Origin of the sequence: Bacillus sp. S10(2024) (genome assembly GCF_050473865.1) — a bacterium.
Lineage (GTDB): Bacteria > Bacillota > Bacilli > Bacillales > Bacillaceae_G > Bacillus_A.
This window is the reverse complement of record NZ_JBFLUR010000002.1, coordinates 1,404,514-1,419,275: the sequence shown is the minus strand read 5'-3', so window position 1 is coordinate 1,419,275 and position 14,762 is coordinate 1,404,514. Positions and strand designations below refer to the sequence as shown.

General features: G+C 33.0%; 16 protein-coding genes and 2 pseudogenes. 10 read left to right on the top strand and 8 right to left on the bottom strand.

Annotated elements, in window-relative coordinates:
• Window positions 1–10 precede the first annotated feature (10 nt).
• The 3 genes from AB1280_RS07340 to AB1280_RS07330 all read left to right on the top strand — a co-directional run bounded on the left by AB1280_RS07340 (window position 11) and on the right by AB1280_RS07330 (window position 2,315).
• Entirely contained in the window at window positions 11–841 is an 831-nt protein-coding gene (locus AB1280_RS07340) for a DUF3974 domain-containing protein (protein ID WP_429755401.1), read from the top strand.
• Between the two features lie 453 nt (window positions 842–1,294).
• Window positions 1,295–1,837 (top strand): 5' nucleotidase, NT5C type, encoded by a 543-nt coding sequence (locus AB1280_RS07335; protein WP_429755400.1) that lies wholly within the window; start codon window positions 1,295–1,297, stop codon window positions 1,835–1,837.
• 328 nt (window positions 1,838–2,165) lie between these two features.
• A complete protein-coding gene (locus AB1280_RS07330; RefSeq protein WP_429755399.1) occupies window positions 2,166–2,315 on the top strand; it encodes a hypothetical protein in 150 nt (49 codons plus the stop codon).
• Window positions 2,316–2,560: 245 nt separating this feature from the next.
• Here AB1280_RS07330 and AB1280_RS07325 read toward each other — a convergent pair.
• The 3 genes and pseudogenes from AB1280_RS07325 to AB1280_RS07315 all read right to left on the bottom strand — a co-directional run.
• Window positions 2,561–2,773, bottom strand: a pseudogene (locus AB1280_RS07325) (sigma factor); the annotation flags it as partial.
• A 184-nt stretch (window positions 2,774–2,957) separates the two neighbouring features.
• Window positions 2,958–3,860 carry a VanZ family protein gene (locus tag AB1280_RS07320; protein ID WP_272189976.1) on the bottom strand — a complete coding sequence of 301 codons (903 nt, stop codon included), beginning with the start codon at window positions 3,858–3,860 and terminating at the stop codon, window positions 2,958–2,960.
• A 480-nt stretch (window positions 3,861–4,340) separates the two neighbouring features.
• Window positions 4,341–4,490, bottom strand: coding sequence for an aspartyl-phosphate phosphatase Spo0E family protein (locus AB1280_RS07315; protein WP_272189975.1), 150 nt, complete (start codon window positions 4,488–4,490; stop codon window positions 4,341–4,343).
• 511 nt (window positions 4,491–5,001) lie between these two features.
• Here AB1280_RS07315 and AB1280_RS07310 point away from each other — a divergent pair.
• Window positions 5,002–5,591 (top strand): annotated as a pseudogene (locus AB1280_RS07310) (DUF4030 domain-containing protein).
• 341 nt (window positions 5,592–5,932) lie between these two features.
• On the opposite strand, the gene AB1280_RS07305 reads toward AB1280_RS07310, so the two are convergent.
• Window positions 5,933–6,130, bottom strand: coding sequence for a hypothetical protein (locus AB1280_RS07305; RefSeq protein WP_429755398.1), 198 nt, complete (start codon window positions 6,128–6,130; stop codon window positions 5,933–5,935).
• Window positions 6,131–6,373: 243 nt separating this feature from the next.
• On the opposite strand from AB1280_RS07305, the gene AB1280_RS07300 reads away from it, so the two are divergent.
• The gene (locus AB1280_RS07300) at window positions 6,374–6,763 is read left to right on the top strand and encodes a hypothetical protein (RefSeq protein WP_429755397.1); all 390 of its coding nucleotides are present in this window, start codon (window positions 6,374–6,376) and stop codon (window positions 6,761–6,763) included.
• 136 nt (window positions 6,764–6,899) lie between these two features.
• Here the strand turns inward: AB1280_RS07300 and AB1280_RS07295 are convergent, their stop codons facing one another.
• The 3 genes from AB1280_RS07295 to AB1280_RS07285 form a co-directional block, all read right to left on the bottom strand.
• The gene (locus tag AB1280_RS07295; RefSeq protein WP_429755396.1) at window positions 6,900–7,367 is read right to left on the bottom strand and encodes an NUDIX hydrolase; all 468 of its coding nucleotides are present in this window, start codon (window positions 7,365–7,367) and stop codon (window positions 6,900–6,902) included.
• 1,057 nt (window positions 7,368–8,424) lie between these two features.
• Entirely contained in the window at window positions 8,425–8,610 is a 186-nt protein-coding gene (locus AB1280_RS07290) for a hypothetical protein (RefSeq protein ID WP_272189969.1), read from the bottom strand.
• A gap of 216 nt (window positions 8,611–8,826) precedes the next feature.
• Window positions 8,827–9,264, bottom strand: a complete 438-nt coding sequence (locus tag AB1280_RS07285) for an Lrp/AsnC family transcriptional regulator (RefSeq protein ID WP_272189968.1) — start codon at window positions 9,262–9,264, stop codon at window positions 8,827–8,829.
• Window positions 9,265–9,406: 142 nt separating this feature from the next.
• Between AB1280_RS07285 and AB1280_RS07280 the strand changes: the two genes are divergently transcribed.
• The 5 genes from AB1280_RS07280 to AB1280_RS07260 all read left to right on the top strand — a co-directional run bounded on the left by AB1280_RS07280 (window position 9,407) and on the right by AB1280_RS07260 (window position 13,657).
• Window positions 9,407–9,988 carry a DJ-1/PfpI family protein gene (locus AB1280_RS07280; protein WP_272189967.1) on the top strand — a complete coding sequence of 194 codons (582 nt, stop codon included), beginning with the start codon at window positions 9,407–9,409 and terminating at the stop codon, window positions 9,986–9,988.
• Window positions 9,989–10,318: 330 nt separating this feature from the next.
• Entirely contained in the window at window positions 10,319–10,648 is a 330-nt protein-coding gene (locus AB1280_RS07275) for a PadR family transcriptional regulator (protein WP_429755395.1), read from the top strand.
• The gene (locus tag AB1280_RS07270) at window positions 10,645–11,370 is read left to right on the top strand and encodes a permease prefix domain 1-containing protein (RefSeq protein WP_429755394.1); all 726 of its coding nucleotides are present in this window, start codon (window positions 10,645–10,647) and stop codon (window positions 11,368–11,370) included. The genes AB1280_RS07275 and AB1280_RS07270 overlap by 4 nt, the downstream gene beginning before the upstream one ends.
• A gap of 873 nt (window positions 11,371–12,243) precedes the next feature.
• Window positions 12,244–12,828 carry a nucleotidyltransferase domain-containing protein gene (locus AB1280_RS07265; RefSeq protein ID WP_429755393.1) on the top strand — a complete coding sequence of 195 codons (585 nt, stop codon included), beginning with the start codon at window positions 12,244–12,246 and terminating at the stop codon, window positions 12,826–12,828.
• A gap of 247 nt (window positions 12,829–13,075) precedes the next feature.
• Window positions 13,076–13,657: a DUF4256 domain-containing protein gene (locus tag AB1280_RS07260; protein ID WP_272189963.1), complete on the top strand. Its 582-nt coding sequence runs from the start codon at window positions 13,076–13,078 to the stop codon at window positions 13,655–13,657.
• Between the two features lie 457 nt (window positions 13,658–14,114).
• Here AB1280_RS07260 and AB1280_RS07255 read toward each other — a convergent pair whose 3' ends face one another.
• Window positions 14,115–14,618 carry a DUF4303 domain-containing protein gene (locus AB1280_RS07255; protein WP_272190085.1) on the bottom strand — a complete coding sequence of 168 codons (504 nt, stop codon included), beginning with the start codon at window positions 14,616–14,618 and terminating at the stop codon, window positions 14,115–14,117.
• Window positions 14,619–14,762 lie beyond the last annotated feature (144 nt).

Here is a 14,762-nt window from a genome sequence, read left to right as displayed (position 1 = left end):
AGGTGAAAACATGGGTTTCTTTGAATTTATTTTGCTGCTTATCGGCATAGTCCTTTTGTTAGGACTTACAGCAGTAATTTTACTTGCTTATTTTGGCCGAAAATTTTATTTATCGTGGACAAAGCCGTATAAACGAGCGTCAGACTCAATGGAGCGATTATCACATAGCACAGTACCATACTTACAAGAATTCACACAGCATCCGTTGTTTTACCGCTGGGTTCGTACGGAAGGAAGCAGTAGTCAAACAGCATTTACCGTTCTTTTTTGCACAGCTAACGAGCGTACAAAAGAACAAATTTTTTCAATGTTGCCGAAGGAAAAACAGAAAAAACTCCATCATACTGTAAAAACAACAAAGCAAGTTACAAGTGAAGATATGGAAATGACAACGATGAAAGTAAAAGAATTCTTGAAACGAGAAATACAACAACCGTCCAAACCACAAGACTTCTCGTTTTACAAGTTATACTTTTATGACCGTTATCCAGATGCATTAAAACATATTGAAATGTATAAACGTTCCGTAAATCAATCATTGCAAAGAAGTATTGATGATGTGACAATCTCTGTGCTGCAAGCTATTCCGTACTATCAAGAAAATCGTATGTTTGAACAGCAGCATAAACTTGAGACTTTCTTAATGAAAGATTTAGTAGATATGTTGTCACTGATCGCGCAAATTCCACCAGCACAGCGTTCAGAGAAAGAAGAAGAACTCACGATCTATCTAAAAGGATTTCAAAAAGAGATGGAAGCAGTAGAACGAAACATTCGTAACGCTGTCGATCACGATTTACAAGTGAAGATGCGTGCGGCTAAAGAAAAATTTAAGAACTAAAGAATCGAGCATTGATATTTCAATGCTCGATTCTTTAGTTTAGAAGCAAAAAATGTAAAATTTCATATACTGTAATGATGGTTAAATTTATAAAACTACAAATCACTTTAAAACTTTTACTGAAATAAAGTAAGGAGAAGATTTGTTATGGAGTATAGCCAGCATTTTGGAAAACTCCCACGCTAAGAACATGCAGGATTTTATACAGTTTTTTGGCTAATCCAGTAACAATCGTGAACTTGAAAAACGGCACTATTGCGGTAATGTATAAAATTCCGCATGTTTTATAATATCGGAGAGTGAGCGAATCCCTTGTTATAAAAGGATTCTAGACGATATCCAACTTTTTATTATGATGCGTTATGTTAACCGTTCATGTATACAATATACAGGGAAGACACTTGTATCCAACAACCATCTACGTTGGTACAATATAGATGGGGAGGGATTATTGTGAAAAGAATTGCAATAGATATGGATGACGTAATAGCGGCCCCCTTGTCTAAACATTTGGCACTTTTTAACAAAAGGTACAATGAGAATATTTCAATACAAGACCTACAAGGAAAATATTTAACAGAAATACGTCCTGAGTTAAAAGAAGAAATCATAAGCATGTTAGCTGAACCTAATTTTTTTCTTGATCTAGACGTAATAGAAGATAGTCAAGAAGTGATAAAAGAATTGAGCGGGCATTACGAAATTTATATCGTTACAGCTGCAATGGAATTTCCAACGTCATTTACAGCAAAATATAAATGGTTAAAAGACCATTTTAGTTTTTTAAATGAAAGAAATTTTGTCTTTTGTGGTGATAAAGGTATTATTAATGCAGATTATCTAATTGATGATAATCCCAAACACTTTAAACAGTTTAATGGGCAGGGAATTTTATTTAATAGTCCCTATAATACTCTTGAAACTAACTACTTTAGAGTGAATAACTGGAAGGAAATAAGGGATTATTTTCTTAGAATGGACAAAAGGACTTTTTAATTGAATAAGCTGAACACATTTACTTCTAATAACAAAAACTATGTGAACACTAAAGTCCTCCAGTTAAACAAATCTGGAGGACTTTTAATAGTCTTCTAAATACATTGAATCCCAATAATATGGCGTTATGTCGACTAACCCTGTATAGGATATACATCCAAAAGTATACAGTACATCATTTTTCTTCAATGGTATAATTAGGAAAAAGGGAGAGGGAATGAATTGGGCAGTCTTTGTTGTGCTTACAACCATTCTGACGTTCCTTAGCGTAAATAGAGCGGACAAGATTTACAAATCAAGAAGTTAATACAAAAGGAGTGGTATATACATGGAGATTTTTGGTCTATTCGGATTTATTTTTGGAATATCTGGATTTACCTTCGGAATAATTGGAATGACTTTTAGTTCTAATACTCAATCTAAAATAAAAAAATTAGAAAAAAGAATTGAAGAATTAGAAAAAAATAAAAACCAGTAGACATTCTTTAGGTAAAAAGGAATGTCTACTAGGGATAGCATCAGGATTTTGCGAATTTACAACGTTAAGGTAGAAACCCTTGTATCAATAGGGTTACTCTATTGGGGCTTAATCCCTTTTGCATCAAATAAGGCTTGCAAATGTCTCATATGACTTGTCTCGAAATCCTTATCGTTGTTAAACTCTTCATTTTTAATACTCTAAACAGCTTAATGTTGTAGATCCGTATTTTCGGGACGTTACCCCATATAGTCCTTACAATGATTAATGGCAATTCTCCACAACCATGTTTTTAAATTTGATTTTCCTTTGTATGTATGAAGGGACTTATAACATTTACCAAATATATCTTGCGTTAAGTCCTCAGCTACCTCTTTATTATTCACATATGAATAATAAAGCTGTAAGATTTCTTGTCCATACTTGTTCATTACCTCATCTATAACGGGTCCCGCCACATCGCTATCAAGCTAAGAAATACAAATACTCCAAAATGAAAATTTCTTCACTAGATATATTTATGAGAATTAAGTTCATTTTTTCGTTTTTGAGAACAACCAATTTTTTAAGTTCATGAAGATGCGGCTGTACCCCATATTTATTGAAAACATTGCAAAGAAAGCCCCTTAGAATGTTGGTTCTTTACTCCCACCAATGCTTCATTTCACTGAATCTAACGTCCCATAGTTTAGCATTTCCGGAAACGATAATCGTAATTTCGCTTATTTTGTCATCAGATGCTAAGTTTAAAGGTTCTACGTTAGGATATTGTTCAATATGAGCTTTTTCTTTTCCATCTAGCAGTATAGTGATTTCACCCTTGTCTGGAATGCTAAAATAAGAGTAGAACATCACCTCTTTCTTGTTCTCCAAGATGTAGGTATATGATTTGCTTTTATCACCTTCACTGTTATACACGTTCATTTTGGGTTCTATTTTCTTGCCTGCTACGGTGAAGCTTGGAAGATTTTCAGTTATGGGCATGGTTCCATTCATTTCTTTCACATTGTGTAATGCTTGAATCGGGCCTTCTCTTTTCGCCACAACATAATTGATGGTTTCTGAGATCACGATTACTCCAACTAGAAGAACAACAATAGATAGGGCCGAAGTAATAAGCTTTTTATAAGACATTTTTGAAGAAAACCCCACCCTATAGGCGATAAATCCTATCGCTGCACCTAATGTATTAGATAAAACATCAGCTACATCAAAGCCGCCAAGATGAGTTAAAGCCTGCAACGATTCCAGAACGAGAATCGTTAAAACAAACAAGGATATGAACTTCCCAAAACCAGAACGATACAACAGAGGAATTACTATTCCAAAAGGGATAAAAGCAGCAATGTTTCCAAAGTCAAATAACCATGAAAAAGTTGGTTCTGGAAATTGAAGCGGAACACTGTTCAGAACAAGCAAAAATGTGTATCCATAATCGCTGGTTGCATCATCTAATCTATTAAAAGCAAAGAACATAAAATATAAAATTAAAATTGTATATAAAATGGTTCCTGCAATGATGAATTTCCGTAACTTTGCTTCCATAATCTCTCCTTAATTTCAACATATTATTTACCACAAATTATTATTATACTAAATTGTGATTATAAAGCGTATTTTTCTTCAGGGGTTCAAAAAAGAAAGAATCGTTGCCGTCCCCCCTATATAAGAGTAGGTAATTATTTTCTTTTTCTCTTTTAATGGACTTTTTCAGTGCCCTTATTTCCGGAGGGGGTCTTTTTTCATAAGAGATCCTCATTTGGTAACGAATAACAAGTTAGAATTTACAATTTTATTACTATTACACTGTTTTCAGTGTCCCAAAAATGATGGTATTTGAGACAAATGAAATTAAATCTAAAATAGGCTGTAAATAGCTGAAAATATGTCTCAAAACTCATCTCTAAATCAAAGTCTCAATTGGAATAGTTAATATCGAGTCTTGAGAATTTTTAGCGTATAAAAAGGTTAAAATGTGTACACCACTCCAAAATATAATAAGTATAAATCTCATGAAAAAATTCTTCATTGTCTTTTCATGAACTTAAAAATTAAAAAATCTAATTCTCGACTTAATGTAAGTACCTTTTTATGGTTGATACCATATTTGATAACGAGTTGAATTAATTCGTTCTTTTTATCCTCTATCGTACTATGTAGCTTTGTTAATTCCATCTATAATCTCCTTTATACCTATTTTACCGATTGAAAAAGTATTCAAATAAAAACAAGACTGATAATGACAGCCTTGTCTTAAAAACACATATACAAAAAACAACACTAGTAAAGAGGATACAATACAAATTAGATTTTTCATAGGTAATATACCTAAAAGTTTGAATAAATTTCATATTTTACTAAAGTCTTGCAGATTAAATAAAAACAGTGAGTTCATATCTCACTGTTTTTATTTAACCTTAGCTCTAGGATAATACACTTTATTATCTGTAAAGGTATACTTTTAAAGATTGTTCAAAGGGGAAACGTAACACTAAATACATGAAAGCTAAAAACATATCTAAAGGTGTACCTTTTGGAATAGCGCGAATGAAATCTTTCAATATAGAAAAAGGGTTTTCATTTGTATTAGAGAATGATTAATCCAATATGGAAAAATTAATCGGGACGTACTTGGATACTAAATTTGTTACTATAAGTCAAAAGAAGCAATAGAGAGGGGATTGAGATGAAAAAGGGAAAAGAGTTGTTTGCAATTCTATTTTCACTCACTTTATTATGCTCCTGTCAAAACGATAAAGAAGAAGCAAAAAGTGAAGAAGCAAGAGTTATGGACACTATTATGAAAACTGTAGATAAAAAGGACTTCCTTAGTGCTTCCATGAGCGATACACCAAGAACAGTAGACCTAGAAATAGCCGATACTGTAAATACAAGTAAGTTAAAAAAACGATTAATACTCAATTGAAGAATCAAGATATTAGACCATACACAATTAATGTGAGTCAGAAAAATATGGATATTGTAAAGAAAGAGCGTAGATGGAGCGAAGTTTACAATTCTATTTTTGATGAAGTGTTTACCAAAAGTGGATACAAAGGTTTTGGAATTAAGGAAGTTAATTTTGAATCGAACCAACCATTTACCCTTGCTATACATACCACAATAAATAATTCAGATTCAGGAGCCAAAGACTTTGGAAAGAAAATAGAAAAAGAAGTTGATGATTTACTAAAAACAAGTAAAGTAAAAAAATGGATTGAAAATGATTCCTATGCTGTTGAAATTTATAGTCAAGATGAACAAAAAATCAACTAATGGGGGTCACTATACATACCCATCAACTTAAGAACATTAACTACCCCCAATAGGGATAGCACGCACATTTTAACGTTTCTATACGCTAAGGGATTCTCAAAACTCATTGCTAATAATAATAATTCCAGTTGAAATTTTGAGTTAGAGATAAGTTTTGATACGGTTTTAAGGCTATTTTTAAGGCATTTTAAGGTGAATCTTATTTGTCTCAAATACCTACGTTTTCGAGATTAATGACTGTCCTTTAAAAGTCCTCCAGTTAAACAATCTGGAGGACTTTTGTGTTCATATAATTCTTGTTATTGGATGTAAAGTAAACCTTTTTTATTCAAAGAATGGTATTACATGCTATTCCGAATGCAATAAAACAAATAAAATACTAAGACAACAACAGTAATAATATTCAATGTTGTTCTGAAAGTTTTGTTTTCATACGTTTTATTTAACAAGAAGAAGAACAAAACGACCCAGACTCCGTTGGAAAAGAATGATGTTAGTACATTAAAAATAACTCGAAACGCAAACATAGAGTCTTCCATTAGTTTTTCACCCCTATATTTTTCCTTATTGTACCATTTACCAAAAGTATGTGCGGTGTTTTTTTGATTGTATATCCTATACATACAAGATCAATATAACGTAACATTATGTGGATACGTTTCAAACCGTGGGGTTTTGTCCCCACACGACAAGCCAGCACTCCAAACAAAAAGCTACATATCTTAATTTAATACGCATGTAGTGATATCTCCATGAATAACATTTACTGGAGGTGTATGGATATGGACTGGTATAGTATTGCATTGATGGCAGCCGGGGTCATCGGCGGTAGCACCGCGATAGTTCACGGCATACTGATGAAACGGCTGATAATCAGGCCGATTGAGGCAGTTTTTGTGGCGAATGGGCAGATATCTGCACCGATACAAAAGATCGTACGATTGCTTTTGCATTTTACCACATTTAACTGGTTAATCAGCGGGCTCACCTTGATTGCCGTCGCAATCTGGTTCAAGCAGGACGCAAGGTTTGTGACTGGCCTATTTGCAGGTAGCTCTTTTCTATATGGTGCTGTCATCTCTTTTTGGGTAATGCGCCGCCCTCATCCTAGCTGGATTTTATTTTCCGTTGCGCTCCTTTTAATCGTCTTAGGATTAACGCCGATGGCCTAAGGCTCTACTTGGAGTACCGCCAGCATTTTAGAAAAACCCCACGCTAAGCAAAAAAACAATGAGCCGTCATATGGACGGCTCATTTACATAATTCTCGTTCTCGGAAGTAAGGAAATGTAGTTCATTTAAACATTATTTAATATTCATTAGTACGTTTAATCATTTTTATAAATTCTTTTACTATTGGAAAGTCAGGAGGACTGATATTACTTGGAAGTTCACGAATGTCGAAAAAGTGTAGATTTTTAACTTCTCTTTTATCCATTTTTAATTCACCTTTATAATCATTGCATATGTAAGCAGCAACTACATTATATACTTCATCACCGTGAGGATATTTGTAGTAAAATTCTTTGCCAGAGAAGATATTAAATAATCTTAAATTATTGGCTATTAAGCCTGTTTCCTCATACAATTCTCTCTTGGCTACTTCTTCTAAGGTCTCTCCACATTCTAACGAACCTCCCGGTAATCCCCAACAATTATTATCCTGTCTTAGCTGTAATAATAAATTATGATTTTTATCTAATAAAATGATGCATGCTCCCGTCATAATTAACGGGCGACTACCTACTACCTTTCTTAAATCCATAATATATCCCATAATAGACTCCTAAAAACAGATTTTTTTGTGTATTCAAAATTAATTATAAATGCAATTCCTTGTTTATGTACATAGAATAGATAATTTCTTAATTATCTTGGTTATAGATTGTATATTTGATACACTCATAGTTAACATAACGTAACATTATAAAAAGTTGGATATCATCTAGAATTCTTTTATAACAAGGAATTACCCTACTATCAGATATTATAAAACATGCAGAATTTTATACATTACCGTAATGGTGCTGTTTTTCGGATTCCCGTTTGTTATTGGATTAGCTGAAAAACTGTATAAAACCCTGCATGCTCTTAGCTTGAGGTTTTTCCGAAATGCTGGCGGTGCTCCTTATAAGCTTGCTAAACAATATGTAGGAAAGTATGCAAAAAAGCTAAAGGGATATTTAACATGGACGTAGAACCCTGTGTTTGAAAGAGAGCTGTCAAAAAAGCAGCTTTTGAAATGTCTTGCTGAATTGGACAACATTATTGTCTATGTAGAAAACTCCATTTATCTGTATGAAATAAGCAATCCGCGAAATATTAAGAAGAAAGTAATCGGTATAGAGAAAAGCTTTGAGGACTTATTCCTTTAATGTACTATCTATGATATAACAAATTAACTGAGAAAAATTAGAGGAATAAATAAAATAATTTTTGCAGTGAATCACTCTTGAGCACAAAATCCAGTAAGCCCTTGTGCCGTAAGAGTTCTGCCCATTTTTGAAAATTGGTATGAAACAAGACTGGTGGTTCAATGCAAAAGGCTAAAAATTTGGTATGATGCTTTTGTTGATATAATGCGGTTTTGGTTTTGTTTTGTGTAAGGGGGTTTATATGAACGTAGTGGGATATAAAGTTCTTTAATAAAAGAAAGAGGGTGAAAAAGGAGAGGGTTTTATCTGAACTATATGGGAATTTGTCAAAAGAAATGAACGGAACAAAAAACATAAAGAAAGTTTAGTTAATGATACAGAATACCGAAAATTGTGGGATATGCTTGATAGTTAAAACCGAATCCAATCATTGAAATAGAGTCCTAATATAGGACCCTATTACTTGTTATTTCTAATGAAATCTTCAGGTGTTATTTGTGTGTAGTTTACAACTGATGATGATCTATTTATAGCGTCATACATCTTTTCATATATAAGTATTGCATCATCAACAGATTTAACTAAATTAGGTTTGTTTTGTAAATAAGCAATAGTTAAATCTTTTGCAATCTCTTTTTTATCCATGGTTGCACCTCTTATCATAGTTGATAGAAACATTATACCAAATTAGAATATTTATAGGTAAAGGGATAGCACACCATTGCCATCAAGCTAATAAAGATGGGTTACTCCAAAACGATAAAAACGATTAGAGACTCTGATTTTTTTATACAAGTCAGAAAAATCAGGGCTATTTTTAAAGATTGAGTAAGCAATAGTTAATTAATTATGCCAGTATTTTTATTCTTCACTAATAAAGGGAGCAATTATTCTTTTTTCATAAGAAGATAACACGATATTCGTTGATGGCGTACCATATTGCATTGAATCATCAATAAATTGTTCTAAACTTTCTACAGAATACGTTGCTAATTTGACAATATAGCTAATTTCCCCTGCTACTCTGTAACACTCAAGTACATCTGGATGATTATAACAAAAGTTAGCTAATGATTTACAATCCTTTGATTTAAACAATATAAGTGCAGAAATTGGACGGTTCATTTTTTTTAGAGAAACATGTGCATGGTAACCTTTAATAATTTGTTGCTCCTCTAACTTCCGTACTCGCTCAGTTACTGACGGAGAAGATAAGTGAACGGCTTCTGCTAAATCCTTCATTGAAATTTTTGCATTTGACTGTAATAATCCCACGATTTTTTCATCAATTTGATCCATAAATCATCCAACCTTTTTTTATAAAATAGAATACCCCAAATTCTTAATATAATAAAGCTAAATAATCAAATTTCCTTATTAAAGTCATTTGTTAGACTTCTATATTTGTATAAAATGAAGATATGGGGAGGCGATTTGCGATATGAAAAAGATTTTATTATTATTAGCTGACGGATTTGAAGCAGTAGAAGCTAGTGTATTTACAGATGTACTAGGTTGGAATAGATGGGAGGGAGATGGATCAACCGAGGTCGTAACAGTTGGTCTTCGGAATAAATTAACCTGTACTTGGAATTTCACTGTCATACCCGAAAAAACGGTTGATGATATTCAATTAGATGAGTTTGATGCACTAGCTATTCCAGGAGGGTTTGAAGAAGCTGGTTTTTATCGAGATGCATACAGTAGAGAATTCTTAAATGTTATTCAACATTTTTATGCTAAGCAGAAGCCTATTGCCAGTATCTGTGTTGCATCATTAGCGCTTGGTAAAAGCGGAATTCTTACAGATAAAAAAGCCACCACATACAGTCATCCAACGAGTAAACGAAAAGAGCAGTTGAAAAATTTCGGTGCAATAGTACAAAACGATTTAATTGTTCAGGATGGAAATATTATTACATCTTCAAATCCAGGTACAGCTTTTGATGTTGCATTTTTATTACTTGAAAAACTAACATCTAAAACGAACGCTAAACATGTAAAGGATCTTATGGGATTTTAGGCATGGAACTTCAACATAGGGGTGCTTTAATGGTATAAGGACCATAGAAGTGAACAATTTTTTTATAAACACGGGGTACCGCCACATCGCTATCAAGCTAACAAAACAAAATACCCTCAGAACGGAAATTTTGTGCATTTTACTCGTTTTTATTGTTTTGGGGTAACTCGTTCTTTTTAGCTTGATGGATATATATAGCCAAAACGATTAAAATAAAGCTTTTATGAAATTAAGTTACTAAAGCATCTTTCATACGGAAAGATGCTTTTTAAATGTTTATGTTGTTTCACGACATATGTCGTGTTACGATGTGTGAAGGGAGGTGGAAAAATGGATAAAGAGATGATGAAAGGGAGTATTGATATACTTGTGCTCTCTATAATTTCTCACCATGATACTTACGGTTATGAAATTATTCAAAAACTTAAAGAACAAAGTAACGACGTTTATCATATGAGTCAGGGTACACTATATCCAGCACTCAAACGAATGGAACAAAAGAAGTTGATTGAATCTTACTGGGGAGAATCAGAGACAGGACAAAAAAGAAAGTTTTACCGTATTACTATAACTGGAAAGAAAGAACTAGAGAAGAAACTGAATTATTGGGAGCAAATCACTGCACTTATTCAAGCTTGCAGGAAAGGAGAATTCGCATGAAAGATTTTGAAAATTACATAGAATGTATTGTAAAAAAGACTAATCTAGATAAGTCGGCCCGTGAAGAATTAACTTTAGAATTGCTCGATCACCTCAATAGTTTAAAAGAGGAATATGTTAAAAAAGGGATGCCTGTAAAACAAGCAAAACAATTAGCTATACAACATTTTGGAGAACCAAATTCTATTGGTGGGGAACTTCAAAAATCTATTTTTCCATGTGAAAAGTTCATAAAGCGTTTTGCATGGTCTTTATTTGTTCCTTACCTATTATTTTTCATTTGGTATGAGTACTTAGGAAATAGCGCTGGGCGTGAGTGGTTTCTTGGGATTATTGAGCACTTTTCAAGAAATCATGATGTGATGTGGTTGCTTCGCACTTTTATTGATATTACACCTTTCTATACTCTTTTTCTGTATAACATCCCTGGCTTTTGGATAGCTCATGCAGTTAAACCTGTTATCTTATTGATTCCATTGGGATTTTTAATTCCTATTCTATTTCATAGGTTCCGTTCCTCTAAGACCGCTTTTATGCTCTTTGTTAAATTAACTTTAGGCATTGAGTTGTTGTATATTGTCATGTTAGTAGGTACTTTTGGCACTACTAGTATTATTTTTCATTTGGTTGGTCTCCTAGTTGGGTTTATGGGATGGAAATTACTACAGAAACTGCAAGCTAAAAAATTTCTTAAACCATCTAATATGAACTATGTGAAGTGAAAATTTTATTGTGGTTAATTTACAAAAGATTTTGGAACTAAATAAAAAATGTACAAGAATTTAAAAATGTTTTGTCTTTATTATTCAGGTAGCAATTTAGGCTATTCCTTATATGTAAATAAGCGGTATTCTTTTGTTAACCACATACACGAAAGGATGACGTTTTTGTATATCTATTTCTGTATCCTAAACAACTTTTTTGTCACTTAACAATAAGGAACTAAGGCTCTTACTTTGTGATCATATCCACGAAGTAAGAGCCTTAGTTTTTCTATTCATTTTTCATTTTAGTCTTGCTTTCCCCAAGGGGTGGGCAAAAACACTCTGATTAAAATTTAAGAACTTGATGTAATGTACTGACTCATACACAACCATATTTAATAAAAATTCCTCCTTATTTGGACTAACTTTAGATACTAAGTTATGACACCTACTTATCTATTGATAATACAACACCTTAAAAATGGAATCATAACTTTTAAGTTATGAACATGGTTTTGTTAGAATTATATTTATTCCAGAATCTTGCGAGTGGAAGGGTTATCGCCAGCATTTTAGAAAAAAACACGCTAAGCAGTTTTGAAATAAAAGTAAGTATTTTTAATAACGTTAAAAACATGTAAGATTTTATGCGAAAAATTGGGAGACATTGGGAACCATGGGGAGGCTGGAAGGCGCGACACAATAGAAATGTATAAAAAATTGCATAGATTGATAGCAAGAAAAAAAGGTGGATTCCTTGTGAGAGTAAGGGGCCGAATTTTTCCTTGCTACTGATAATGAGACGTTATGTTAACCTTACACGAATATAGCATGCATAATATTTTGGTATGATAGAGCAATAAGATGTCTTACATAGGGAGAGGAATTTTAATGAAGGCTATTCAATCCGTTCAATTAGATTTCATTGTTCAAACAATGAGCAGTTTTAAATATCCTTGGTTTATTGCTGGTGGATGGTCCATTGATTTAGGAATGGGGAAAATTACAAGAGAACACGAAGACATAGATATTTGTATTTTTAGAGAACATGCCCAAGAAGTTCTTAACTATTTCAATGATTGGGATATTTACGTTGCCATTCCTGGAGAAGGAAAGTTGGAACCATGTTTAACTATAAATGATTTAATTCTTCCAAGATATGGATTACACTTACATAAAGGTCAAGATTTTATTGAGATTCTATTAACCGATCGAAACGAAGATAAGATTTTGTTTCGCAAAAACCCAAGTATATGGATGAACTGTAACCAATTTGTTCGAGAAGATATTTTAGGTAGGAAATTTGTAGCACCAGAATGGCAATTATTATTTAAAGCAAAAGAAGGCCGAATAAAGGACGAAGAAGATTTTAAGTCATACTTACCGTTTATGGATAAAGAGCAAAAACTATGGTTGTCTTCAGCTTTAAAAGAACAATTTCCTACTTCTTCATGGATTGAAAAACTAAATATATAACTGTTCTTCACTGTACAAATAAAAATTCGTTATTGTGTTTAACTTCCAATAACGAGAATTATGTGGACACGAAAGTCCTCCAGTTAAACAATTGGGGTGCACTTCAGAGCAACAACCCTGTGATTACCCCTAAAACGGTTATCGCTTTTCTCAATTTGCAATAAATAAAAAGACAAGATTAAAATAAGAAAATAACTAATCCTCACAAAAAAATATTATGTCCATAAATAATAAGGGAGAAACTAACATGACAAAAGAAAATAAAATTAACAATGAAAAAGAGTTGTCATTAGAACAACGTGAAGAATTACTCAGAGTATTGAAAGCTCGTTTTGAGAAAAACATGAACCGCCATAAAGGTCTTGAATGGGCTAAAGTTCAAGCTAAGCTGGATGCTAATACTAAAAAACTATGGTCGCTCAATGAAATGGAAAGAACTGGCGGTGAACCGGATGTTGTTGAGTATGATAAAAAGAAGGGTGAATACATTTTTTATGATTGTTCAGCGGAAAGCCCTAAAGGTCGCAGAAGTGTTTGTTACGACCGTGAAGGGCTAGAGTCAAGAAAAAAACATAGACCAGAAAATAATGCTATTGATATGGCAAGTGCTATGAACATTGAACTATTAACGGAAGAACAATACCGAGCTTTGCAGAATCTTGAAAGTTTCGATAAGAAAACGTCGAGTTGGGTGCAAACACCGACTGATATTAGAGAACTCGGCGGTGCCCTTTTTTGCGATTGTCGCTTTGGGCACGTCTTCGTGTATCACAATGGAGCAGAGTCCTATTATGCCGCCAGGGGGTTTCGTGGCTCGCTAAGGGTTTAAATTTTGCAAAGACAGCTACATTTGAATTTGAGGATGGATCAGTAGGGAAAAGTTTTAATTTTATTTTTCAACTATCGGGCACAATTCTGTAGCAAGAATTGTGCCCGTTTTTTATGTATTGGACTACTATGTTGAATAAGAGCTAAAAAGCTAGAATAGGTTTGCATTTATGAAATAGAAGTATGAAAAACTGTAAAAATAATTCATTTTGTTAAGGATTATAGTACATAAAACTAATAGCTTCCGAACATACCTCAATCTTTTTAATAAATTTTTATAATAATCTTCTTCTTTCAAATAGCTCAGTCCTATATGGACAGCTCCTCTACATAAAATTCGTTATCAGAAGTTGTTTTTAGATGAGCAGTTTTTATATTTCAGGCTCTGTTAATATTAATTGTTGACCTTCAAAAAAAAAACCGCTTCTTATAAAGAGCAGTTTTACTTATATTCATTCTTATTCAAATTCTGAAGCGTATTCTTCATATACCTTTAATGTATTAAGCAGTCTAGCTGATTTAAGCATGATTTCGTTTGATGAATCAGTTACACAAATGTCAATAAATCGGTTATCGTTTCTGTCACCAAACAATCCTTCTGACTCAAGTTCCATTAACACTTTTAATAATTCATTCAGCAATGTATCTATTAGCGAATCAAAGTCTTCTTCGACGGTTTCATGGTATCTTTTAATAGTTTTATTCACTTCATCAAACATTCCGAAATCGTCCCACTCACTCCACTCAACAGCCCCATATCTATAATAGTTGTATAAAGGGTCTGATTTATTCACCTTAATCAGTCTTTCTTTATTAGCCACTGGTCCAATGCTACTGAAACAGTCATCCGTCATTAGGGAGTATCCATATATTGTGTCATTACCACACCTAGATGTAAGTTCATTATAATGACAACGAATTGCATTTTTCAACTGAACATATAAACTTTCTTGAAGATGCATTTTCACCGTATCTCCTCCGTTCTTTTTGTAACGACACGTTGTTACATACTTCAATCTTAACATGAAAATCAACATTAAACGTTAACTGAGCCATATTTTATAATAGTTCCGTTTATATCTTTAAACTTTAAAGCAGTCTTAATA

Bases quoted from the DNA above. Each gene is read 5' to 3' on its own strand.
- AB1280_RS07270 (WP_429755394.1), top strand. From the start codon at position 10,645: ATGAAAGATTTTGAAAATTACATAGAATGTATTGTAAAAAAGACTAAT.
- AB1280_RS07330 (WP_429755399.1), top strand. From the start codon at position 2,166: ATGGAGATTTTTGGTCTATTCGGATTTATTTTTGGAATATCTGGATTT.
- AB1280_RS07265 (WP_429755393.1), top strand. From the start codon at position 12,244: ATGAAGGCTATTCAATCCGTTCAATTAGATTTCATTGTTCAAACAATG.
- AB1280_RS07315 (WP_272189975.1), bottom strand. From the start codon at position 4,490: ATGGAATTAACAAAGCTACATAGTACGATAGAGGATAAAAAGAACGAA.
- AB1280_RS07290 (WP_272189969.1), bottom strand. From the start codon at position 8,610: ATGGATAAAAAAGAGATTGCAAAAGATTTAACTATTGCTTATTTACAA.
- AB1280_RS07320 (WP_272189976.1), bottom strand. From the start codon at position 3,860: ATGGAAGCAAAGTTACGGAAATTCATCATTGCAGGAACCATTTTATAT.
- AB1280_RS07280 (WP_272189967.1), top strand. From the start codon at position 9,407: ATGAAAAAGATTTTATTATTATTAGCTGACGGATTTGAAGCAGTAGAA.
- AB1280_RS07300 (WP_429755397.1), top strand. From the start codon at position 6,374: ATGGACTGGTATAGTATTGCATTGATGGCAGCCGGGGTCATCGGCGGT.
- AB1280_RS07255 (WP_272190085.1), bottom strand. From the start codon at position 14,618: ATGCATCTTCAAGAAAGTTTATATGTTCAGTTGAAAAATGCAATTCGT.
- AB1280_RS07295 (WP_429755396.1), bottom strand. From the start codon at position 7,367: ATGGGATATATTATGGATTTAAGAAAGGTAGTAGGTAGTCGCCCGTTA.
- AB1280_RS07260 (WP_272189963.1), top strand. From the start codon at position 13,076: ATGACAAAAGAAAATAAAATTAACAATGAAAAAGAGTTGTCATTAGAA.
- AB1280_RS07285 (WP_272189968.1), bottom strand. From the start codon at position 9,264: ATGGATCAAATTGATGAAAAAATCGTGGGATTATTACAGTCAAATGCA.
- AB1280_RS07340 (WP_429755401.1), top strand. From the start codon at position 11: ATGGGTTTCTTTGAATTTATTTTGCTGCTTATCGGCATAGTCCTTTTG.
- AB1280_RS07305 (WP_429755398.1), bottom strand. From the start codon at position 6,130: ATGGAAGACTCTATGTTTGCGTTTCGAGTTATTTTTAATGTACTAACA.
- AB1280_RS07275 (WP_429755395.1), top strand. From the start codon at position 10,319: ATGGATAAAGAGATGATGAAAGGGAGTATTGATATACTTGTGCTCTCT.